Annotated in this window: 20 protein-coding genes; 5 read left to right on the top strand and 15 right to left on the bottom strand. The window is 60.0% G+C overall.

Features of this window, described 5'->3' with window-relative positions; translation table 11 throughout:
- Positions 1 to 173: 173 nt before the first annotated feature.
- The 9 genes from msrQ to mrcB form a co-directional block, all read right to left on the bottom strand.
- Complete coding sequence (msrQ, locus tag LXM55_RS23330) at positions 174 to 794, bottom strand: protein-methionine-sulfoxide reductase heme-binding subunit MsrQ (protein ID WP_233322517.1); 621 nt, start codon at positions 792 to 794, stop codon at positions 174 to 176.
- A complete protein-coding gene (msrP, locus tag LXM55_RS23325; protein ID WP_233322516.1) occupies positions 794 to 1,807 on the bottom strand; it encodes a protein-methionine-sulfoxide reductase catalytic subunit MsrP in 1,014 nt (337 codons plus the stop codon). Before msrP ends, msrQ begins: the two co-directional genes overlap by 1 nt.
- 63 nt (positions 1,808 to 1,870) lie before the next feature.
- Positions 1,871 to 2,728 (bottom strand): CDP-diacylglycerol--serine O-phosphatidyltransferase, encoded by an 858-nt coding sequence (gene pssA / locus LXM55_RS23320; RefSeq protein WP_011063487.1) that lies wholly within the window; start codon positions 2,726 to 2,728, stop codon positions 1,871 to 1,873.
- 146 nt (positions 2,729 to 2,874) lie between these two features.
- Positions 2,875 to 3,891, bottom strand: a complete 1,017-nt coding sequence (gene ilvC / locus LXM55_RS23315) for a ketol-acid reductoisomerase (RefSeq protein ID WP_007959661.1) — start codon at positions 3,889 to 3,891, stop codon at positions 2,875 to 2,877.
- 45 nt (positions 3,892 to 3,936) lie between these two features.
- The gene (gene ilvN / locus LXM55_RS23310; RefSeq protein ID WP_011063488.1) at positions 3,937 to 4,428 is read right to left on the bottom strand and encodes an acetolactate synthase small subunit; all 492 of its coding nucleotides are present in this window, start codon (positions 4,426 to 4,428) and stop codon (positions 3,937 to 3,939) included.
- 2 nt (positions 4,429 to 4,430) lie between these two features.
- The gene (locus tag LXM55_RS23305) at positions 4,431 to 6,155 is read right to left on the bottom strand and encodes an acetolactate synthase 3 large subunit (RefSeq protein ID WP_233322515.1); all 1,725 of its coding nucleotides are present in this window, start codon (positions 6,153 to 6,155) and stop codon (positions 4,431 to 4,433) included.
- 583 nt (positions 6,156 to 6,738) lie between these two features.
- The gene (locus LXM55_RS23300) at positions 6,739 to 7,074 is read right to left on the bottom strand and encodes a YqcC family protein (RefSeq protein ID WP_233322514.1); all 336 of its coding nucleotides are present in this window, start codon (positions 7,072 to 7,074) and stop codon (positions 6,739 to 6,741) included.
- Positions 7,074 to 7,820 (bottom strand): tetratricopeptide repeat protein, encoded by a 747-nt coding sequence (locus tag LXM55_RS23295; RefSeq protein ID WP_233322513.1) that lies wholly within the window; start codon positions 7,818 to 7,820, stop codon positions 7,074 to 7,076. The genes LXM55_RS23300 and LXM55_RS23295 overlap by 1 nt, the downstream gene beginning before the upstream one ends.
- A 16-nt stretch (positions 7,821 to 7,836) precedes the next feature.
- On the bottom strand, positions 7,837 to 10,158 hold the full coding sequence (gene mrcB / locus LXM55_RS23290) for a penicillin-binding protein 1B (RefSeq protein ID WP_233322512.1): 2,322 nt from the start codon (positions 10,156 to 10,158) through the stop codon (positions 7,837 to 7,839).
- A 115-nt stretch (positions 10,159 to 10,273) separates the two neighbouring features.
- Between mrcB and LXM55_RS23285 the strand changes: the two genes are divergently transcribed.
- The 4 genes from LXM55_RS23285 to LXM55_RS23270 all read left to right on the top strand — a co-directional run bounded on the left by LXM55_RS23285 (position 10,274) and on the right by LXM55_RS23270 (position 13,577).
- Complete coding sequence (locus LXM55_RS23285) at positions 10,274 to 11,830, top strand: bifunctional aminoglycoside phosphotransferase/ATP-binding protein (RefSeq protein WP_233322511.1); 1,557 nt, start codon at positions 10,274 to 10,276, stop codon at positions 11,828 to 11,830.
- A gap of 93 nt (positions 11,831 to 11,923) precedes the next feature.
- Positions 11,924 to 12,268 carry a pentapeptide repeat-containing protein gene (locus LXM55_RS23280; protein ID WP_233322510.1) on the top strand — a complete coding sequence of 115 codons (345 nt, stop codon included), beginning with the start codon at positions 11,924 to 11,926 and terminating at the stop codon, positions 12,266 to 12,268.
- A gap of 222 nt (positions 12,269 to 12,490) precedes the next feature.
- Positions 12,491 to 12,763 carry a TfoX/Sxy family protein gene (locus tag LXM55_RS23275; RefSeq protein WP_011063495.1) on the top strand — a complete coding sequence of 91 codons (273 nt, stop codon included), beginning with the start codon at positions 12,491 to 12,493 and terminating at the stop codon, positions 12,761 to 12,763.
- A 13-nt stretch (positions 12,764 to 12,776) separates the two neighbouring features.
- Positions 12,777 to 13,577 carry a Crp/Fnr family transcriptional regulator gene (locus LXM55_RS23270; protein ID WP_233322509.1) on the top strand — a complete coding sequence of 267 codons (801 nt, stop codon included), beginning with the start codon at positions 12,777 to 12,779 and terminating at the stop codon, positions 13,575 to 13,577.
- Between the two features lie 233 nt (positions 13,578 to 13,810).
- On the opposite strand, the gene LXM55_RS23265 is transcribed toward LXM55_RS23270, so the two are convergent.
- Genes LXM55_RS23265 through LXM55_RS23250 form a run of 4 tightly spaced genes read right to left on the bottom strand, consistent with a single transcriptional unit; the run spans position 13,811 to position 17,372 of the window.
- Positions 13,811 to 14,674 carry a ChaN family lipoprotein gene (locus LXM55_RS23265; RefSeq protein WP_233322524.1) on the bottom strand — a complete coding sequence of 288 codons (864 nt, stop codon included), beginning with the start codon at positions 14,672 to 14,674 and terminating at the stop codon, positions 13,811 to 13,813.
- 21 nt (positions 14,675 to 14,695) lie between these two features.
- Entirely contained in the window at positions 14,696 to 15,463 is a 768-nt protein-coding gene (locus LXM55_RS23260) for a heme ABC transporter ATP-binding protein (protein WP_233322508.1), read from the bottom strand.
- A complete protein-coding gene (locus tag LXM55_RS23255; protein WP_233322507.1) occupies positions 15,463 to 16,500 on the bottom strand; it encodes a FecCD family ABC transporter permease in 1,038 nt (345 codons plus the stop codon). Before LXM55_RS23255 ends, LXM55_RS23260 begins: the two co-directional genes overlap by 1 nt.
- The gene (locus LXM55_RS23250; protein WP_233322506.1) at positions 16,497 to 17,372 is read right to left on the bottom strand and encodes a heme/hemin ABC transporter substrate-binding protein; all 876 of its coding nucleotides are present in this window, start codon (positions 17,370 to 17,372) and stop codon (positions 16,497 to 16,499) included. Before LXM55_RS23250 ends, LXM55_RS23255 begins: the two co-directional genes overlap by 4 nt.
- A gap of 218 nt (positions 17,373 to 17,590) precedes the next feature.
- Here LXM55_RS23250 and LXM55_RS23245 point away from each other — a divergent pair, with 218 nt between their 5' ends.
- Complete coding sequence (locus tag LXM55_RS23245) at positions 17,591 to 17,908, top strand: Rieske (2Fe-2S) protein (protein ID WP_233322505.1); 318 nt, start codon at positions 17,591 to 17,593, stop codon at positions 17,906 to 17,908.
- On the opposite strand, the gene sfsA is transcribed toward LXM55_RS23245, so the two are convergent.
- A complete protein-coding gene (gene sfsA, locus LXM55_RS23240) occupies positions 17,905 to 18,618 on the bottom strand; it encodes a DNA/RNA nuclease SfsA (RefSeq protein ID WP_233322504.1) in 714 nt (237 codons plus the stop codon). The two genes, LXM55_RS23245 and sfsA, sit on opposite strands and share 4 nt — an antisense overlap.
- Positions 18,618 to 19,790 carry a pyridoxal phosphate-dependent aminotransferase gene (locus LXM55_RS23235; RefSeq protein ID WP_233322503.1) on the bottom strand — a complete coding sequence of 391 codons (1,173 nt, stop codon included), beginning with the start codon at positions 19,788 to 19,790 and terminating at the stop codon, positions 18,618 to 18,620. Before LXM55_RS23235 ends, sfsA begins: the two co-directional genes overlap by 1 nt.
- Between the last annotated feature and the right edge of the window lie 232 nt (positions 19,791 to 20,022).

Raw genomic sequence — 20,022 nt, 5'->3', positions numbered from 1 at the left:
TCGTTAATAAGGCGAATACTCACTGCCTTACCAACTGCTTCTGGCTTCGATGAACTGAAGCGTAACCGCTGTCGAAAACCGTGTAACTCATTGAATCTCAAGGAGTTTTTCGTTTCGACTGCGCCGGAAGTGGGGCGAATTATAGGCCTGTAGAATCTGCCGTCAAGGGTTAATTACGTTTTTGTTGCAGAAGGTGCTTTTTTAGCGATTAAGCGGGGAATGCGACGCATCACTGCCGGCACACGTAGCAGCAACAGCAGCGCACCTATAGAAGCGTAAACCACCCACTCCTTCAAATCAGCCCGGACAATCCAGAGCATATGCAGCAGCCCAAGCCCAAGGATGAGATAAACCAGGCGATGCAGCTTTTTCCAGCGCCCCCCTAGACGACGCTGACTATAGCGATTGGATGTCAGTGCCAATACCAAAAGAAGAAGGAACCCCAAGCTTCCGACAAAGATATAGGGGCGTTTACGCAACTCCACTCCCAACTGAGACCAGTCCAACCCCAGAATGAATACCCCATAGGCACTCAAGTGCAGCACTACATAGGCAAAGCACCATAGACCCAGTTGTCGGCGCACAGCTATCCAGCCCGGCCAGCCAGTGAGCTTCTGCATGGGAGTCATGGCCAAGGTAATCAACAGCAGCACCAGCGTGCCCAAGCCCAGACGATCAACCAGTACCTTGCCCGGGTCGGGGCCCAGGACCGAATCCCAAGCTTCGTACAGCCAATACAGCGGCCAGATGGCCGCCGCAATAAAGACGCCAATACGCCAGAACGAATAACGCATCAGTAGTTCTTCCGCAGATCCATGCCGCTATATAAAGAGGCAACCTCATCCGAGTAACCATTGAACATCTGCGTTTCCCGCACATTGGGACTGAACAGGCTGCTGGGCAGACGACGCTCTCGCGCTTGAGTCCATCGCGGATGATCAACTGTCGGATTCACATTCGCGTAAAAGCCATATTCGTTGGATGCAATACTCTGCCAAGTAGTCTTTGGCTGCTCGTCGACCAAGCTGATACGCACAATAGACTTCACACTTTTGAAGCCATATTTCCATGGCACCACCAGACGCAATGGTGCGCCATTCTGGTTAGGCAGTTCACGCCCATACATCCCTACCGCAAGAATCGCCAGCGGGTTCATCGCTTCATCAATACGCAAGCCTTCAACATAGGGCCAGTCGATCAGGGCAAAACCAGAACGCTGGCCCGGCATGCTCTTAGGATCCTGCAGTGTTTCAAAACGAATGAACTTGGCCTTACTGGTTGGCTCCACCTGTTTGAGCAACGCCGAGATGGGAAAGCCTATCCAGGGAATCACCATCGACCAGGCTTCTACGCAGCGAAGTCGATAAATACGCTCTTCCAACGAATATGGCTTCATGAAGTCTTCGAGGGCATAGCGCCCAGGCTTGGCGACCTCACCGTCCACCACCACACTCCATGGCTCAGTCTTGAGTGCCCCCGCGTTCGCCGCTGGGTCGCCCTTGTCAGTACCGAACTCATAGAAGTTGTTGTAGTGGGTCGCATCCTTGAAAGGCGTGATCGCCTCATCCTTGACTGTTACGGCTTGCCACTGAGTCTTGCTCAGCTTGTCGGAGAACCACGCAGGTGCATGGCCCGGCTCCACATCGGCGTAACGCGCCGCATCCTGCGCAGCCGCCCAACGGGGCAAACCGGCAAAGGCCAGGCCTGCTACCGCACCACCCAGCAAACTGCGTCGAGAGAGATAAAGAGATTCTGGCGTGACATCCGACTCATGACAGTCAGACGCTTTGGGGAATTTGAACAACATGGCAACTCCGCAGCATTGGAGGACAGATGTACCAATAGACTGCGGAGTATGGAGGAAATTACATCACTCGACGCTTTTGCGACGACGCAGGTGCAACAAGTACTGGATAGGGCCCGAAGCCGCATAAGCGAGGAACACCAACAGCAGAATACGTGGCGGATCGCTGAACACCACGGCAAACACCAGCACGACAGCCAGAATTGCCACAAAAGGCACCCGCCCTTTCAGGTCCAGGTCCTTGAAGCTGTTGTACTTGATATTGCTGACCATCAGCATGCCAGCCGCCGCAACCATCAACGCCACCAGGAACGACATCTTCGATCCCTGAATACCGTAATCGCTGAAAGCCCAGACAATCCCCGCCACCACACCCGCAGCAGCCGGGCTGGCGAGACCGATGAAATAACGCTTGTCGGCAGTACCCACCTGAGTATTGAAGCGCGCCAGACGCAAGGCCGCACCCGCCACATAGATGAAGGCGACCATCCAGCCGACCTTGCCCATGTCGCCCAAGGCCCAGCCAAAGGCCAGCAACGCAGGAGCAACCCCGAAGGCAACCATATCGGACAGCGAGTCGTACTCGGCACCGAAAGCACTCTGGGTGTTGGTCATGCGGGCGACTCGCCCATCCAGGCCATCAAGCACCATGGCCACGAATATCGCGATTGCGGCAAAGGCAAAATACTTGCTCGCCCCCGCCGCATCCCCGGCACTCATCGCACTCTGGGCACTCATGGAGCTGATGATGGAATAGAACCCTGCGAACAGGTTCGCAGTGGTGAACAGATTCGGCAGAAGATAGATACCACGATGCCGGACTTTACGGCCTTCAGCGTCATGCCCTTCTTCGACATGCTCATCGATGGGTAGCAGGCTTTCGGCGTCAGAGGCCTGGTTTGGCTCTTCGGGACGTTCGCTCATGGACAATACCTTGCAACGGTGTGAAAAGTTTCGACAGATACTCAGGGCCGCGATTCGGCCACAAAGGATCCAGCTTTATACCAGAACCTACCCGTCCAAACGAAAAAACGCGGCCTAGGCCGCGTTTTCCCTGACAAGACTCGAACTTAGTTCTTGGCTTTGTCGACGATTTTGTTGGCACCGATCCACGGCATCATCGAGCGCAGTTGCTCGCCGATGATTTCGATACCGTGAGCAGCGTTGTTACGACGCTTGGCGGTCATCGATGGGTAGCCGGTAGCGCCTTCGCTGATGAACATCTTGGCGTATTCGCCGTCCTGGATGCGCTTCAGAGCGTTGCGCATGGCCTGACGGGATTCGGCGTTGATGACTTCCGGGCCAGTCACGTACTCGCCGTACTCGGCGTTGTTGGAGATCGAGTAGTTCATGTTGGCGATACCGCCTTCGTACATGAGGTCTACGATCAGTTTCAGTTCGTGCAGGCATTCGAAGTAGGCCATTTCTGGCGCATAGCCCGCTTCAACCAGGGTTTCAAAGCCCGCTTTGACCAGCTCAACGGTACCGCCACACAGAACAGCCTGCTCGCCGAACAGGTCGGTTTCAGTCTCGTCCTTGAAGGTGGTTTCGATGATGCCGGTACGGCCGCCGCCCACGCCTGCTGCGTAGGACAGAGCAACGTTCTTGGCGTTGCCGGAGGCGTCCTGGTAGATGGCGATCAGGTCAGGGATACCGCCGCCCTTGACGAACTCGGAACGCACGGTGTGGCCCGGAGCCTTCGGCGCGATCATGATCACGTCAAGGTCGGCACGCGGTACAACCTGGTTGTAGTGGATCGCGAAGCCGTGGGAGAAGGCCAGGGTGGCGCCTTTTTTGATATTCGGCTCGATTTCGTTCTTGTACAGCTGGGACTGGAATTCGTCCGGGGTCAGGATCATGACCAGGTCGGCGCCGGCAACGGCTGCAGCAACGTCGGTCACTTTCAGGCCGTGGGCTTCTGCCTTGGCAACGGTAGCGGAGCCTTTGCGCAGGCCGACAGTCACATCAACGCCGGAGTCTTTCAGGTTGCAAGCTTGAGCGTGGCCCTGGGAACCGTAGCCGATGATGGCAACTTTCTTACCCTGGATGATCGACAGGTCGCAGTCTTTATCGTAGAAAACTTTCATGAATTTCCCCTATATCAGGCCGTTCCGGCCATTCGCTAATTTGGTTTAGATGCTCAGTACTTTGTCGCCACGGGCAATCCCGGTGACGCCACTGCGTACGGTTTCCAGAATCGATGCGGTGCCGATCGATTGAATGAAGCTGTCGAGCTTGTCGCTGGTACCGGTCAATTGAACGGTATACACGCTAGCGCTGACATCAACGATCTGCCCGCGGTAAATATCGGTGGTGCGCTTGACCTCGGCGCGCTGGGCGCCAGTAGCCTTGATCTTGACCAACATCAGCTCACGCTCGATGTGAGCACTCTCCGACAGGTCCACCAGCTTCACCACCTCAACCAGTTTGTTCAGGTTCTTGGTGATCTGCTCGATGATCTCATCGTGACCAACCGTGGTAAGGGTCAAACGCGACAAAGTCGGGTCTTCGGTCGGTGCCACGGTCAGGCTTTCAATGTTGTAGTTACGCTGCGAGAACAGACCGACTACACGAGACAGAGCGCCCGGTTCGTTTTCCAGAAGCAAGGAAATGATGTGCCGCATGATTAAGTACGCTCCGTCTTGCTCAGCCACATATCGCGCATGGAGCCGTCTTTGATCTGCATCGGGTAGACGTGCTCGCTGGTATCAACCTGGATATCGAGGAATACCAGGCGATCCTTCATGGCGAACGCCTCTTCCATCTTCGGTTTCAGATCCTTCAGGTCCGTGACGCGCATGCCCACATGCCCATAGGCTTCAACCAACTTGACGAAATCAGGCAGCGATTCCATGTAGGAGTGCGAGTGGCGGCTGCCGTAGCTCATGTCCTGCCATTGGCGCACCATGCCCAGCACACCGTTATTCAGGTTGACGATCTTGACCGGCAGACCGTACTGCAAGCAGGTGGACAGCTCCTGAATGTTCATCTGGATACTGCCTTCGCCGGTGACGCAGGCGACATCATTCTCAGGAAAGCTCAGTTTGACGCCCATGGCCGCCGGGAAACCGAAGCCCATGGTGCCCAGGCCACCGGAGTTGATCCAGCGGTTGGGTTTGTTGAACTTGTAATACTGCGCGGCGAACATCTGGTGCTGACCCACGTCGGAGGTGACAAAGGCATCGCCCTTGGTCACTTCGCACAGAGTCTCGATCACGGTCTGCGGCTTGATGATGCTGCCGTCGCCCTTGTCGTAAGGGAACAGGCCGCGATCACCGCGCCACTCGTCAATCTGCTTCCACCAGCTGGCCACCGTGTCCTTGTTCGGGGTCTCGCCGATTTCCTTGAGTGCCGCGACCATTTCGGTCAGCACGCTCTCCACTGGCCCCACGATAGGCACATCGGCCTTGATGGTCTTGGAGATGGAAGCCGGGTCGATATCGACGTGGATGATCTTGGCGTTCGGGCAGAACTTCGGTGCACCGTTGATAACCCGATCATCAAAGCGTGCGCCAACAGCCAGGATCACGTCAGCGTGGTGCATGGTCAGGTTGGCGGTGTAGCTGCCGTGCATGCCGAGCATACCGACGAACTGCCGATCGGTGCCCGGATAGGCACCCAAGCCCATCAGGGTATTGGTCACTGGCAGATTGAGCATCTTGGCCAGTTCGGTCAGCGGTGCGGAACCGCCGCCAAGGATCACCCCGCCGCCGGCATAAAGCACAGGACGCTTGGCCGCCAGGAGCATTTCTGCCGCCTTGCGGATTTGCCCGGAGTGACCACGAACAGCTGGGCTGTAGGAGCGCAGCTTGGCTTTCTTGGGAAAAACGTATTCGAACTTTTCAGCCGGATTGGTCATGTCCTTGGGGATATCGACCACCACCGGGCCAGGACGACCGGATTGCGCCAGGTAGAACGCCTTCTTCATGACTTCCGGGATTTCCGAAGCGTGCTTGATCATGAAGCTGTGCTTCACGATCGGCCGGGAGATACCGATCATGTCGGTTTCCTGGAACGCGTCGGTGCCGACCATGGTGCTAGGCACCTGACCGGAAATGATCACCATTGGAATCGAGTCCATATAGGCGGTGGCAATACCGGTAATGGCATTGGTCGCGCCCGGGCCGGAAGTCACCAGTACCACGCCGGCTTTACCGGTGGCACGGGCATAGCCGTCAGCCATATGGGTTGCCGCTTGTTCATGACGAACCAGGATGTGGGTCACTTCCGGTTCTTTGAACAGGGCATCGTAAACATGAAGGAGAGCACCACCCGGGTACCCGTAGATATACTTGACGCCTTCGTCACGCAAAAAGCGGACGAGCATCTCACCGCCAGATAAAAGCTCCACGTTGTTCACCTCTAAAACGCCAGAATACCGCCCTCAAAAGGGAGCGGGTCTTAATAGGTTTACTTCTCAGCAGAGCATGAGCGACGGTGGTCGCCGACTACGTCAGCACTGACTGAGCAAGTATTGGGAGCGCCCCAAAGTGTTGCGGGGTTTTCCCACCCAGCGCGAGGTAACGCGTTGCGGGTGTAGCACTTCGGCGCGGATGTGCGCCTCATGATCTGCTGAGTGGGTCTGCTTCTGGCAGTCCCTCTACAGCGGACTTTGGATTCTTCTGTTTCGTCCTCTTCAAGTCAAGTCGTCTATGTAGTTAATTCGAACTAAGCGCATGAGAACGCAAGAAAAAACCCAAAATCGACAACTGTCTGCGCTTCAATTGCGCAAACTTCAGCAAGCTTCTCAGAAATACGAAGCCGGACTTTCGTCTGCGCCCTATTGCCAGATTGCCATGCGTCGTATCGGACGACGTCGCGAGAAGTAGCACGCAGGAAAGAACGCGCCCGCTGAAGGGGTGACCTCAGGTGTCAAGAACAGGAGTGCAAGAGAGGAAAGACAGCGACTGCCAGGCGCACCTGGCAGCCGTGATTCAGCGGGTAGCAACGATGAGTTGATCAAACTCTTTGAGCAGGACTCGCAACTGCTGGTCGCGCCCCTGCATCGGGCGAGTGGAGAACACCATCTCAGCCATTTCCTGGATACCGGACGCGCTGGGCAGCGGCAAATCCTGCTCCAGAATCATCTTCATGCGTGGCAGGAAGATCCACTGCAGCCATTGCTCGAACTCCAGGGTGTCCACGGCAAAAGGTTGAGTACTGGCCAGCGCTTCAGCGCTGGGCACAGCCTCGTCCCACAGGCCCTGCACACGCAATTCACGCTCGATCAGCAGCAGCTGTTCGGCGATCTTCGGAAAGCGCTCATCCATCACAGCGAGACTCGGGCTTTCTGACGCGCCTGGGCAGCACCGGCGGCATCACCCTGCTTCTCACGCGCCTGGGCAATCAGCTCCCACAAGCTGGCCTGAAGATCGGGGCGACCATTGGCGAAGCTCAGGCCACGGCGGGCGAACTGTTCGGCCTGGGGAGCATCCCCCTGGGCCATGCGCACCTGCGCCAGACGGTACAACACCTGTGGCTCACGCGGAGCAACACGCTGCGCCCGCTCGAGGCTGGAAGACGCACCGTTCAGATCCCCGCTGGACTGCTGCTGTTGCGCAGTGGTCAACAACGCCAGCACCGGGCCGTCCAGCTGCTCATCGGCAGACAGGCCACCGGCACGCGCCGAAGGGATCCCGCTCGGCGTGGAAGGCATGTTGTAGGTGCCCTGATTGATCGGTGCCGGCTGATAGCCGGAACCGTCCACCGGACCTGGAGTAATAGGCCCGGAACTGACCGGCCCAGGCGTAATAGGCGAGCTGCTGATCGGCGCAGAAGCTGTTGCGCCACCGCCCGGAACCATCACCACTACCCCGGAATCTTCCGGGATGGCCTGTGCTTGAGCCTGCGCCGGGCGCTTGATAGTCGTCTGGCGAAAGCCTCCGGAAGCGGAAATCCGCTCGCTGTTGGACACGGCAGTGCCGGAATCCACGACGGGAATGGAGCCGCGCTGCACACTGGCGCAACCATTGAGCAACGCCAAAGCTGTAATAGCTGGAACCCACCACTTGTTCACGTCAAACCCTCATCGCTTAGTTCATCCAGCCTTTGACCCAATCCATCACATCGCTACCTGCCGGGGTTTCACCACCGCAAGAAGCGCCGGGTGGCGGTTCGCTGCCGCGAATATACGGCATCTGCACGGCCCCCGGACAGTTGGCATCGGAGCCCTGCCCTGTACGCGAATCGACCCAGGCCTGAACCACGTTGTCAGGCTGCGGCATGTCCAGCGGCAGCGGGTCGGCCTTGCGCATGAAACTGGTCCATACCTGCAAGGCACCGGTAGCGCCGGTAAAAGGTGTCTTGCCGTTATCGTCACGCCCCAGCCAGACCACCGCCAGCAGGTCCTGGCTGAAACCGGCGAACCAGCTGTCACGGGAGTCGTTACTGGTACCGGTCTTGCCCGCCAACGTCAGGGTCTTGGGCAACACGTTGTACACCGAGCTGCCGGTGCCCTCGCGCATCACGCGCTGCATCGCGCTTTGAATCAGGTAGATCGAACCGGCATCGAAGCGCTGCTGAATCTGGAACGGATAACGCTTGAGCGGCTCGCCTTCAGCGGTCAACACGCTGCGAATCCCGCGCATCGGCGTATTGAAACCGCCATTGGCCAGCGTCTGGTACATGGTCGCCACTTCCATCGGGCTCATGCCACCCGCCCCCAGCAGCATCGATGGGAAGGCCGGGAACTCGCGGGTAACCCCCAAGCGCCCAAGGGTCTTCAAGACATTCGGCACCCCCACTTCCAGGCCGAGTCGAGCGGTGGACAAGTTGTAGGAATGAGCCAGGCCCTGATACAGAAAAACCGTACCGTGGGAGCGCCGATCATAGTTCTGCGGCTTCCATACCTGGCCGTCTGCGCCCTTCACCGAAAAGGCTTCATCCGACAGCCAACTGGTCAGGGTGTACTGGCTGGGCTTTTCCAGGGCCGTCAGGTAAACCGCCGGCTTGATCAGCGAGCCGATCGGACGCACCGCATCCAACGCCCGGTTGAAGCCGGCAAAACTGGCCTGACGACTGCCGATCATGGCCTGCACCTCGCCGGTTTCCGGGTTGGTCACCACCATCGCCGCCTCGACATCCTCCGAACCCTTGCGCCCGGCCAGGCGCTTGAAGGTGTCATTGACCGAGGCTTCGGCCTTCATCTGCAGGATCGGATCGAAACTGGTGAAGATCCGCAGCCCTTCCTCGGTCAAGTCTTCGTCGCGGTAGTCTTCACGCAATTGGCGCTTGACCAGGTCAAGGAAGCCGGGGAACGAACTGTCCGCCAGGCTGCCGCGCTTGGTCACGCCCAGCGGCATTTTCTTCGCCGCTTCCACCTGTTCGGGCGTAGCCACGCCCTGCTGCGCCAGCAGATCGAGCACCAGGTTGCGTCGCTCCAAAGCACGCTCCGGGTAGCGTCGCGGGTTGTAATAGGAAGGTCCTTTGACCATCCCCACCAACAGCGCCACTTGGTGCAACTTGAGTTCGGACAGTGGCTGGCTGAAGAAGAACTGGCTGGCCAGACCGAAACCGTGCACCGCACGCTGGCCGTCCTGACCGACAAAGACCTCGTTGAGATAGGCCTCGAGAATCTCGCGCTTGTCGTAGTGCAGCTCCAGCAGCAGCGCCATCATCGCTTCATTGAGCTTGCGCGACAGGCTGCGCTCGTTGGTCAGGAAGAAATTCTTCACCAACTGCTGAGTCAGGGTACTACCGCCCTGTCGCATCTGGCCTGACGAGGTGTTGACCCAGATCGCACGGGCAATCGACTTGGGCGACACCCCGAAGTGCGAATAGAAGTCGCGGTCTTCCACCGCCACCAGGGTTTCCAGCAGGTAAGGCGGAACCTGATCGATCTTGATCAGAATCCGGTCTTCAAGGTTTTTCGGATACAGCCCGCCGATCAGCAACGGCTCCAACCGCACCACCGCGAGTTTCGCGCCCTTGCTGCCCGACAGCTCTGCAACATAGTCGCCGGAGAAACGCACGCGCACCGGTTGGGCCTGCTCCAGGCCTTCATAGAACTGGAAGCCACGGGTGTTCAGGTCCACGGTATTGCCATTGACCGAGGCTGCGCCCGGGCCATTGGCGACGCTTTCACGGCGATACCCCAGGGCATCGAGCTCCGTGAGGAAATCGTCCTTGCTGAGCTTTTGTCCGACGAACAGCTCAAGCGGACGCGCGTAGACCTTGGCCGGAATGGTCCAGCGCTTGCCGGAGAACTTTTCCTGAACCACAGCATCGAGGTAAACCGCAAAGCCGGCGAGTACCACCAGACCAACCAGGCTGAGCTTGAGCGCCCAGCCCAGCCAGGGGCGCAGGCCACCAGACGGAGTTTTTTTAGCAGAACGGGGGGATCGGGTACGAGTCATGGCGGCGGATTATACGCACTTTATTCATCGTCAACATGCGCCACCCGAGGTTTGCCTTAGCGCGCCCAGCGGCCATAATGACGCCCTCGATTTTCCCGACTCAGAAGGATCGCCCGTGAGCCAGTCACTGATCGCTGCCCTGCAAAACCCCGCTTTGTATCCTCATCCCGTAGACGGGTTTCAGGTCATCGAAACTCACATCTCCTGGGTCCTGCTCACCGGTCCCTTTGCCTATAAAGTGAAGAAACCGGTCAACTTCGGCTTCCTTGACTTCACCCACCTGGATGCTCGCGCGCACTTCTGCGGCGAAGAGCTGCGCCTCAACCAGCGCCTGACCGAGGACCTGTACCTGGACGTCCTGCCGATCACTGGCAGCGCCGAGGCACCGGTACTGGGCGGCGCTGGTCCGGTGATCGAGTACGCGCTGAAAATGCGCCAGTTTCCACAAAGCCAGCTGCTCAGCACCCTGCAGGCCAACGGCGAACTGACCACTGCGCACATTGACGAGATGGCCAAGCAGATTGCCCACTTCCACCTCAGCGCGCCCAAGGTTCCGGCCGCACACGAAGCCGGCACTCCGGAAAGTGTCATGGCTCCTGTGCGCCAGAACTTCGAGCAGATCCGCCCTTTCCTCAGCGACAAGGCCGACCTGCAACAGCTCGACGCCCTGGAAGCCTGGGCCGAGGCCAGCTTTGAACGCCTCAAGTCGTTGCTGGCCCAGCGCAAGAGCGAAGGTTTCATTCGTGAATGTCATGGTGATATCCACCTGGGCAACGCCACCTTGATCGACGGCAAGGTAGTGATTTTCGACTGCATCGAATTCAACGAACCGTTCCGCTTCACCGACGTCTACGCCGACACCGGCTTCCTCGCCATGGACCTTGAAGACCGCGGCCTGAAAAGCCTGGCGCGCCGCTTCATCAGCCAGTACCTGGAGCTGACCGGCGATTACCAGGGCCTGGAGCTGCTCAACTTCTACAAAGCCTATCGTGCCCTGGTGCGCGCCAAGGTCAGCCTGTTCAGCATGCCGGCCGATGCCACTCCAGTGCAGCGCGCCACCACCCTGCGTCAATACCGCAACTACGCCAACCTGGCGGAGAGCTACAGCACTATTCCATCGCGTTTCCTGGCCATCACTTCGGGCATCTCGGCCGTCGGCAAGAGCCACGTGGCCATGCGCCTGGTGGAGGCCCTGGGCGCCGTTCGCCTGCGCTCCGACGTAGAGCGCAAGCGCTTGTTCGGTGAGCAGCACGTGCCCAACGATCCACATGCCGGCATCTACAGCGGCGAAGCCAGCAACGCTACCTACACTCGCCTGCATGAAATTGCCGAGACCATCCTGCGCGCCGGTTTCCCGGTAGTGATCGATGCGACCTACCTCAAGCGTAGCCAGCGCGATGCCGCCGCCAAGGTAGCCGAAGCCACCGGCACACCTTGCCTGATCATCGATTGCAATGCCCCCGAAGCCGTGGTTGCCAGCTGGCTGGCCCAGCGCCAAGCGGATCAGAACGATCCTTCAGACGCTACCCTGGAAGTGATTGCCATCCAGCAAGCCACTCGCGAGCCCCTGACCGACGAAGAACTGCTGCGCAGTAAACGCGTAGAAACCAACGAAAGCGGCAGCCTGGATGCCCTGGTCGCCAACATTCGTCAGCGCCTCCCAGGCCTGTAAACGGTTATTTCAGCCGTGAAGTGGCAAAGACTTCACGGCTGAAAAACAGTGGCACTATACTGGCGTCATAAATCCAACACTGGTGACGTCGCCATGAGCCAACCGAAACTTCTGGATACTCCGCTTTACGCCCTGCTGCATAAGGACGACATCGTCGGTTTCAACCGCGAGCGTCCGAAAGACAAGCCTGTCGACATGCGCGGCGGAGATTTCCGCGGCCTCGACCTGCGACAGTTGAACGCCCAGGGCATCGACTTCACTGACGCCTACTTCCGTTCCGCCGACCTGCGCGGCCTGGACCTGCGCGACGCCTCGATGGAGGGCGCAAGCCTGGCCCATGCACAGATCTCCGGCGCCTACTTCCCGGTCGAACTGACCGCCGACGAGATCCTCATGTCGGTCAACTTCGGCACGCGCCTGCGTTACAACACCCGCTGAAGCATCCAGCGCCTGCCCTGTCCGGCGCCCCGCTGCGCGCCGGACTGTAGCTCTGCCCCTCCCCCTTCTGCACAAGGCCTGAATACGCCAGTTATCGAGCCTTGGCTGCCTCGCCTTAGAAGCATTTGCGCCAAACCCGACCAAAGAACAGCGCGTTTTCTACTGAGCGCTACACTTCTCTGAGGCTGCCCACTGACCCTTCGGCCATCGCCAGGAGGCTTAATGAATGATGAACTGCAACACCTGAAGAACCTTGGCAAGACATCTGCGCAATGGCTGCATGCAGTGGGCATCCATAGCGCTTCCGACTTGCGACGCCTGGGGGCGGTGGATGCATACCGAGCCGTGCGTACCCGTGGTTTTCGCGCCTCCAAAGTCCTGCTCTACGCCATCGAGGGAGCCCTGATGGACATGCACTGGAACGACCTTCCGGCTGAACGCAAAGAGGCATTGAACAAACAGTTGGACGCTATTTCCTCTCGTCACAAGAACTGACTGGCAGAGCCAAATGTATCTACTGGGGGAACAACCGGCTTACGCCGACGCCTTGATCAATCGACTGCAAAGCATCCCGGTGCAATTGCTGGACGGGCTTTCGCCCTGCGGTCCGGTACTGGAGTTTGGCCCCACGGAGCAACTGTCCAGCGTATTGCCCGACAACCAATTGTTCCTGCTGGAAAGTGGCGTGATCCAGGCCCGTGTTGAAGAGCGGCCCTTGTTCTATCTGCATGAGGGAGATCTGGTCGGGCTACGGCGCGGCATTGCCCCCCCGCAATGGCACCTGTACTGCGACACGCCCCTGCAGTTGACGCCCTATTTGAGAACCGATGTTTTTCAGCACATCCATGCCGATGAACAACGTTCTGAGCTGTTAGTGCAGTACCTGATCGGTCAGACCGCCCTGCTCTGCGATGCCATCGCTCGCCTCAAGCCTCCGGAATTGCGCAGCAACAACGGCTTCAAGCGTGTTGAAGCGGGCGAACTGCTGATAGCCCAGGGAGACGAAGCCGATCATGTATTTGTGATCCTGGAAGGCCATGCACAGGCCTTTGTCGACGGCCACAAGGTGGGCGACGTTCCCAAAGACGAGATTTTCGGCGCCATGGCGGTCTTCACGGGAGAGAAACGCAGCGCCAGCGTGATCGCCAGCGAACCGAGTACAGTCATGCTGATCCCCAAGGACCAGTTCCTCAGCCTGACCCAGAGCAATCCACGCATTGCTCACAGCCTGATCGAAAGCATGGCACGCCGCATCGACCTGCTGAACAAGGAAGTGACCCGGCTCATGACCTTGAGCAACCCGGGCTGAGCCCTGCTTCAGGGCAATTCCAAACAGGTGTTTGGCAAAATATGCAGAAATCTGAAAAGCCGTGTTGACATCTAAATGAGAATCGTTATGATTATCACAACTGGTCGCGAGATCAGTCGATAACCTGGAAGACCAGTGGTTCGGACTCTCAGATTATCTCCTCATCAGGCTAATCACGGTTATTTGACCCGGCTCTTGCCGGGTCTTTTTTTGCCTGTAGAAAGGCACTCCGATCAGCGCCGCAGTTGCGCGCAATAATCCTTGGCCGGCTGAGGAGGCGTGTACCAGACGTAGTCGGCCGACGCCGCAGCGACCTGATGCCCCTGCTCCGCCAGAATCAGCACCGCCACTTCCTGCTTCCGGTCCAGATCCGCCAGATGCAAAGGCACGCCAAGATCCCTGCGCCCATGAAACGCCCCGGCCAGCAACAGCGCTGGAGCCGGGGCCGCCAGCAAGCGCTCGGCCATGCGCCGGTCTCGTTGCTGCTGTACCGCCAGCATCGCTGGCACTTGGCTCTCGGGCAGCTGGCCACAGTGAGAATCACGAATCTGCGCGGCCAAGGCCTCAGTCACCGAACGCGCATTGCTCCGCTCTCCCACCAGGGCTGGCGCTTTGGCGTAGACCGCCCGCAGCTCCTGGCGATCCAGATTAGCGGCGAGCAGGGGATAGGGTTGACGCAAGGCAAAGCTCACCAGCGGACCGTAGAGGCTCCAGTCCCAACCCGCTTGCCAGGCCAGTGCATCAGGCAGGTTGTCGGGCAGGCGCTGACCTGCAACAGAACGCTGTACTTCATCGACTCTTGGTTGTTGATCCGGGTTCAGCATCTCCAGCAGCAGACTGCCCTGCGGTCGTACCTGAGCCATAGAGCGCAAGAGCCAAAGCTGCAGGGCATGATGGTCGGCGTTGTCATGCTGCTCACCGACAATCACCCGCTGCACCGGGGCCAGCCGCTCCACCAGCTCGGCCGGGGTCAACGCCTGGGCAGTGCGCAGATCAATGATGCCGCCCGCACCCGGAGTTACCGGCGGCGGCAGGATCACCGGCCTGCCTTGGCAAGCAACCAGCAGCATGGCCAGCAACAACGGCAGTGCACGCATCATGTTTCTCCTGAAACCGCCTCAACGGGCAATGATCAACGGGTGCCCCCGCTCAGGATGCGCCTGAACCAGCACTTCCAGGCCGAACACCGCCTTCAGCGGCTCAGGGCGCAATACCGTGGCAGGCGACCCCAATGAATGCGGACACCCACCTTCAAGCAGCAAGACCCGGTCACAGTAGCGCGCCGCCAGATTCAGGTCATGCAGGATCACCAGCACCGCTGCGCCACGATCGGCAAAGGCGCGAATAGCCTGCAAGGTAATGTGCTGGTGCAAGGGATCGAGAGCCGAGGTCGGCTCATCCAGCAGCAGGTTGTGCCCTGCCTGGCCCGGCCACAGTTGCGCCAGGACCCGCGCCAAATGTACCCGCTGACGCTCGCCTCCAGACAGTGCCAGATAACTGCGCCCCGACAGATGCGCTACATCGGCAGCATTCAGAGCGGCGTTGATGATCGCCTCGTCACGCACCCGGCCAGTCTGATGCGGCAAACGCCCCAGCCCCACGACCTCCTCGACGCGAAAGGCAAAATCCAGGCTTGAGGACTGGGGCAGTACCGCCAGACGTTGCGCGCGCTCGACGCCCGGCCAATGCAGCAGCTCCCGGTCATCCAGCAGCACACGCCCCTGATGAGCAGCCAACTCGCCACTCAAGGCCCCCAGCAAGCTGCTTTTACCTGCGCCATTGGGCCCCAGCACGCCCAGAACCTCCCCGGGCAGCAATTGCAGATTGATACCGGCCAGAACGTCTTTGCCGCCGCGCCGGACATGCAGGTTCTCGACTCGCAACATCAGGCACGCCCTCGCAACAACAGGTACAGAAAGAACGGCGCGCCGATAAAGGCGGTGACGATGCCGATGGGCAACTCGGCGGGGGCCAGGGCCAGACGCGCCACTAGGTCGGCCAACAGCAACAGGCTGGCACCGGCCAGGATCGAGGCCGGGAGCAACGTCCGGTGATCCGGCCCCGACAGCAGACGCACCAGGTGCGGCACCACCAGGCCGACAAAACCGATCATCCCCGCAGCCGCCACGGCGGCACCTACGCCAAGGGCGGTACAGAACACCAGCTCGCGCTTGAGGCCTTCGACATCAATGCCCAGATGCTTGGCCTCAGACTCACCCAATAGCAGGGCATTCAGCGCTTTGGCCCGCCGCGGCAGCCACAGTGCAACGACCGTGGTCACCAGCAGCAAAGGCCACAAACGCTGATAACTGGCACCGTTCAGGCTGCCAAGATTCCAGAAAGTCAGGGTGCGCAACGTGGCATCGTCCGCCAGATAGGTGAACAACCCCACGGCCGAACTGGCCAACGCGGTCAGGGCAATCCCCGCCAGCAGCATGGTTGCCACATGGGTCTGCCCATTGCGCCGCCCCAGGCGATAAACCAGCGCGGTGACTCCCAGGCCCCCAAGAAAGGCGCACACCGAGAGCAGATAGGGACCGACAGCCTCCGGCAAGCCGCCGAACATCGAACCGCCGACAATAGCAATCGCGGCGCCAAGCGCCGCACCACTGGAAACCCCCACCAGCCCCGGGTCCGCCAGGGGATTGCGAAACAGTCCCTGCATGGCCACGCCGGAAAGGGCCAGAACCCCTCCCACCGCCAGGCCGAGCAGAGTCCGGGGCAAGCGAATCTGCCCAAGAATCAGCTCCGCCTGCTCCAGCCCCCGCCCGTCTATCGGCAAGCCAAGCAGGCGCAGCGAAGCGCGCACGGTATCGAACAAAGGCAGGCTGACCGGCCCCAACGCCAGGGACAGCCAGACCGCCACAAGACACAAGCCTCCCAGCCCAAGAAACAATGTCCGGGGTTTGACCAGACGACTCATTGGGCCGGCTTGGCCTGGGGATAAAAGGCGCCCGACAGACGCTTCAGGCTGTCAGGCAAACGGGGGCCCAGGCCACCCACCAGCAAGGTGGGGTCCAGCTCCACCACGCGCCCGGCCTTGGCCGCCGGCGTGGACGCCAGCACCGGGCTCTCCTTGAACAGAGCAACTCGGGCAGCATCCCCTGTCAAGCTGCGATCGGAGAACACCAGCACCTGCGGATTCAAACCCGCCAGGGACTCAACCGAGAATGGCTTGTAGCCGGTATGAGTGGCCAGGTTGCGAGCGCCGGCCTGCTGCAACAACCAGTCTGCGGCGGTGTCCCTGCCCGCAATCAAGGTTTTGCCACCGGCATGCCCGAGCAACAACAGCACCCCAGGCGCCGTGTGTTGCCTTTGAGCCTGGACGACCCAGGCCTGCTGTTGTTCAAGCTGTTGCTGATACCCCTGGAACAGTTGCCCGGCCTGCTGTTCACGCCCCAACAACCGGCCCAGGTGCTGCAAGGTATGTTGCAAGGTCGGCAGGTCGGCCTGGGCGGAAAACAATTCGACCTTGACCCCGGCGCTGCGGATTTGCGAAAGCACCGGCGGCGGCCCCATTTCCTCGGTGCCCACCAGGATCTGCGGCCGCAAACTGAGGATGCCTTCGGCCGACAACTGACGCTGATAGCCTATGCTCGGCAGCGCCTTGAGCGACTCCGGGTGTTGGCTCGTGGTATCGACGCCCACCAGCTTCGACTCGGCCCCCAAGGCCGTCACCCACTCGGACAAGGCCCCACCGGCGCTGACCCAGCGCTGCGGCAACTCATCGGCGGTGGCCCACTGGCTCGCCAGCAATCCGACACAGAGCGCAATCACGCTGGCATTCAGGCGCATAAGAACATTTCCTTCATTAAAGTAGGGCCCGCGAAGCGGCTATCCATGTGACATGCCGGACAGGCCAGGCATCGAAAGGAACACGCGTTCGGTAACGGGCGGGGCGGCCATTTGATAATTGTTTTCATTTAGCCGTCAAGCACCGACATGTTTCATCCTGCCGCCGGAAAGAAACAGTGACAGCCCGGACGCAGAGCCTTCGGACCAAGAGGATAGACATGAAATTTCTTTGCGCCGGGAGCGATCTGCCCGAAGCCGGCAGCCGCGGCTTCCAGCTCGCAGGGCTGAAGCTGTTTGCCGTACGCCGCGAACAGCAGGCCTATGTCTACGCCAATCGCTGCCCACACCGGGGCGTGGCACTGGAATGGCAAGCCGATCAGTTCCTCGACCCCAGTTCCAGCCTCATCCAGTGCGCCACCCATGGCGCACTGTTTCTGATCGAGAGTGGAGAATGCGTGGCCGGCCCTTGTGCCGGCCAGTTCCTCCAGAGCATCGACTGCCGTGAAGACAGCCAGGGGATCTGGGTCGACCTCTAACCCGCGAGCAGCACCTCAAGGCGCCGGTCGATGCACACTTCCTCGGCCGTCAGACGCACACCGTAAGCCAGCACCTCAACCCCCGCCGCACGAGCTTCACGCAGGGCCGCGGCGTACCCCGGGTCGATTTCCTGCGCGGGACGCACCGCGTCGATGCCCGAAAGGTTGACGCAATACAGTTGAACCGCACGTACGCCCTCCCGTGCCAGGCTCGCCAGTTCACGCATGTGCTTGGCGCCGCGTTGAGTCACCGCATCGGGAAACGCCGCCACCGCCGTGCCGTCGAACCCCAGGGTGACACTTTTGACTTCGACGTATGCCGGGCCTGCGGGGTAGTCCAGGCGAAAATCAATGCGGCTGTTTTCCTGCCCGTAAGGCACCTCGCGCTTGAGCCCGGTGAAGCCGCTCAACTCACTGATCAGCCCCGCCCGCAAGGCTTCCTCGACCAAGCCATTGGCCCGCCCGGTATTCACGCAAGCCAGGCGACCTTGAGGGGTTTCGCTGATTTCCCAGGTGCCCGGCAACTTGCGCTTGGGGTCATTGGAGCGGCTGAACCACACCTGCCCGCCCTCGACCATGCAATTGAGCATCGAGCCGGTGTTGGGACAGTGAATGGTCAACAACTCGCCTGTCGTGGTTTCGATGTCCGCCAGGAAACGCTTGTAGCGGCGCAACAGACGCCCCTCTTCCAGGGGAGGATCGAAACGCATCAGGCCTGCCAGCTCTGCAGGCCACGAGCGATACGCTCAACCGCTTCCTGCAGGCGCTCCAGGCTCTGGGTATAGGCAAAGCGCACATGATGACCAGCCTGATGCCGACCGAAGTCCAGGCCCGGGGTAAAGGCCAGGTGCTCGGTTTCCAGGAAGTGCCGGCAAAAGGCAAAGGCATCGCCACCAAAGGCACTGATGTCCGCGTACAGGTAGAACGCGCCTTCAGGCTCCACGGCAATGCCGAAACCCAGCTCACGCAAGGCCGGAAGCAGGAAATCCCGGCGACGGCCGAATTCGGCGCGGCGCTCTTCCAGGATATCGATGGTTTGCGGCTCGAAGCAGGCCAGGGCTGCGTACTGGGCCATGCTCGGCGCACTGATATAGAGGTTCTGCGCCAACTTCTCCAACTCACCCACGGCGGCCGGTGGTGCCACCAGCCAACCCAGGCGCCAGCCGGTCATGCCGAAATACTTGGAAAAACTGTTCAGGACAAAGGCGCTGTCATCCACTTCCAGAACGCTGGCGGCATCGGTGCCATAGGTCAGGCCGTGGTAGATCTCGTCCACCACCAGATGCCCGTTGCGCGCCTTGACCGCGGCAGACAGGCCCGCCAGCTCGTCACGACTCAGGACCGTACCGGTGGGGTTCGCTGGCGAGGCCACCAGGGCGCCGACGCTGTCGTGATCCCAGTAACGCTCCAGCAGATCCGGCGTCAGTTGGTAGCGCACCTCCGGCCCAACCGGGACCAGCTGCGCAGCCCCCTCGACCAGGCGCAGAAAATGCCGGTTGCACGGATAGCCCGGGTCCGCCAGGAGCCAGTGCTTGCCTGGGTCGACCAACAGGCTGCTGGTCAGCAGCAAGGCGCCGGAACCGCCGGGAGTGATCATGATCCGCTCGGGGTCGATATCCAGGCCATAACGCTGTTGATAGAAACCGGAAATGGCTCCCCGCAGCTCGGGAATTCCGCGGGCCGCGGTGTAGCGCGTCTTGCCGGAGCTCAGCGCCGCCTGCCCGGCCTTGATGATCGGCTCGGCGGTGGTGAAGTCCGGTTCGCCGATTTCCAGGTGAATCACGTCATGGCCGGCGGCCTGCAACTCATTGGCGCGAGCCAGCAAGGCCATGACATGGAAAGGTTCGATAGCGCGACTGCGCGCACTGTAGGGCAGAGCCATTAGCCTTCCTTCATTCGAGGGGGGAGCAAAAGATCGATTCTACCCATCTGATCAAGCCCGAGAGAACCCAGGCTGATCCGAGCGGTCTGTTACGTGCGCCAACAGACGCAAACACAACCCGCAGATTTGACTAAAATCAATGATTGAACGAACCGATCAACAAGCCATGTCAGACTTTTCCCATATCTATGGACGATACAGGACATAGGCTCGACAACCGGGAGTAGCGCGC

The organism is Pseudomonas sp. Au-Pse12, from assembly GCF_021341665.1.
Taxonomy (GTDB): domain Bacteria; phylum Pseudomonadota; class Gammaproteobacteria; order Pseudomonadales; family Pseudomonadaceae; genus Aquipseudomonas.
This window is presented reverse-complemented; position numbering and strand designations above follow the sequence as displayed.

Excerpts from the sequence above, each read along its gene's own strand:
- msrQ (WP_233322517.1), bottom strand. The coding sequence starts at position 794 with ATGCGTTATTCGTTCTGGCGTATTGGCGTCTTTATTGCGGCGGCCATC.
- msrP (WP_233322516.1), bottom strand. The coding sequence starts at position 1,807 with ATGTTGTTCAAATTCCCCAAAGCGTCTGACTGTCATGAGTCGGATGTC.
- pssA (WP_011063487.1), bottom strand. The coding sequence starts at position 2,728 with ATGAGCGAACGTCCCGAAGAGCCAAACCAGGCCTCTGACGCCGAAAGC.
- ilvC (WP_007959661.1), bottom strand. The coding sequence starts at position 3,891 with ATGAAAGTTTTCTACGATAAAGACTGCGACCTGTCGATCATCCAGGGT.
- ilvN (WP_011063488.1), bottom strand. The coding sequence starts at position 4,428 with ATGCGGCACATCATTTCCTTGCTTCTGGAAAACGAACCGGGCGCTCTG.
- LXM55_RS23300 (WP_233322514.1), bottom strand. The coding sequence starts at position 7,074 with ATGGATGAGCGCTTTCCGAAGATCGCCGAACAGCTGCTGCTGATCGAG.
- mrcB (WP_233322512.1), bottom strand. The coding sequence starts at position 10,158 with ATGACTCGTACCCGATCCCCCCGTTCTGCTAAAAAAACTCCGTCTGGT.
- LXM55_RS23280 (WP_233322510.1), top strand. The coding sequence starts at position 11,924 with ATGAGCCAACCGAAACTTCTGGATACTCCGCTTTACGCCCTGCTGCAT.
- LXM55_RS23275 (WP_011063495.1), top strand. The coding sequence starts at position 12,491 with ATGAATGATGAACTGCAACACCTGAAGAACCTTGGCAAGACATCTGCG.
- LXM55_RS23270 (WP_233322509.1), top strand. The coding sequence starts at position 12,777 with ATGTATCTACTGGGGGAACAACCGGCTTACGCCGACGCCTTGATCAAT.
- LXM55_RS23265 (WP_233322524.1), bottom strand. The coding sequence starts at position 14,674 with ATGCGTGCACTGCCGTTGTTGCTGGCCATGCTGCTGGTTGCTTGCCAA.
- LXM55_RS23260 (WP_233322508.1), bottom strand. The coding sequence starts at position 15,463 with ATGTTGCGAGTCGAGAACCTGCATGTCCGGCGCGGCGGCAAAGACGTT.
- LXM55_RS23255 (WP_233322507.1), bottom strand. The coding sequence starts at position 16,500 with ATGAGTCGTCTGGTCAAACCCCGGACATTGTTTCTTGGGCTGGGAGGC.
- LXM55_RS23250 (WP_233322506.1), bottom strand. The coding sequence starts at position 17,372 with ATGCGCCTGAATGCCAGCGTGATTGCGCTCTGTGTCGGATTGCTGGCG.
- LXM55_RS23245 (WP_233322505.1), top strand. The coding sequence starts at position 17,591 with ATGAAATTTCTTTGCGCCGGGAGCGATCTGCCCGAAGCCGGCAGCCGC.
- sfsA (WP_233322504.1), bottom strand. The coding sequence starts at position 18,618 with ATGCGTTTCGATCCTCCCCTGGAAGAGGGGCGTCTGTTGCGCCGCTAC.
- LXM55_RS23235 (WP_233322503.1), bottom strand. The coding sequence starts at position 19,790 with ATGGCTCTGCCCTACAGTGCGCGCAGTCGCGCTATCGAACCTTTCCAT.